This window comes from Streptomyces bobili (assembly GCF_002154575.1).
Taxonomy (GTDB): domain Bacteria; phylum Actinomycetota; class Actinomycetes; order Streptomycetales; family Streptomycetaceae; genus Streptomyces; species Streptomyces bobili.
Map to the genome: position 1 here is coordinate 1 of NZ_MUBA01000747.1, position 824 is coordinate 824.

General features: G+C 75.4%; 1 protein-coding gene. It reads left to right on the forward strand.

Annotated elements, in window-relative coordinates; genetic code table 11:
- Nucleotides 1-632 (forward strand): sensor histidine kinase (locus tag BZL64_RS37140; protein WP_244205775.1); only part of this gene is annotated, 632 nt, incomplete at its 5' end.
- Nucleotides 633-824 lie beyond the last annotated feature (192 nt).

Consider the following 824-nt stretch of genomic DNA (forward strand, 5'->3'; position numbering starts at 1 on the left):
CGCAGTTCGGCACCGTGAGCGCCGACGCCGTCGCCGCTCACGGTGCCGAACTGCGCCGCATCGAACGGGACCTGCACGACGGCACACAGGCCCACCTCGTCGCCCTGTCCATGCGGATCGGGCTCGCCCGGCGGGCGTACCAGGGCGACCCGGAGGCGGCACGCAAACTGCTCTCCGACGCGCAGGATCAGGCCGAGGACGCGCTGCTGGAGCTGCGGCACGTGGTGCGCGGCATCCATCCGCCGATCCTCACCGACCGGGGGCTCGTCGGAGCCGCACGGGCGCTCGCCGCGAGCAGCGGACTGCGGGTCGCCGTACAGGCCGAAGGTCTCGACGGCGGGCCGCGGCCGCCGGCCGCGGTGGAGGCCGCCGCCTACTTCGTCGTCGCGGAGTCCCTGACCAACGCCGCCAAGTACAGCGGCTCCGGCCGGGCCGAGGTGCGCCTCGGCCGCACCCGCTCGGGACTCGGCGTGCAGATCCGCGACGAGGGCCGCGGAGGCGCCGACGAAAGCGCCGGAACGGGCCTCCTTGGCATGCGCCGACGGGTCGCCGCGCTCGACGGAACCATGCGCGTGACCAGCCCCGTCGGCGGTCCGACGGTCGTCGAGGTGGACCTGCCCTGCGTGTGGTGACCCGGCCGGAGTCCCCCTCACGACGGACAGGCGCGGCGGACCGTACTGCCGGGCGAGTACGGCGGATGTGCGGCAACGGCACGACGACACGGTGACCCGGCGTCCGCGACCCTGGAGCGATACCCGCGTTCCGCCGGGGGAAGGGACCCGCGTGCCATGGCCGTATGCCGCCGGTGCCCCGGCCGGGGCACC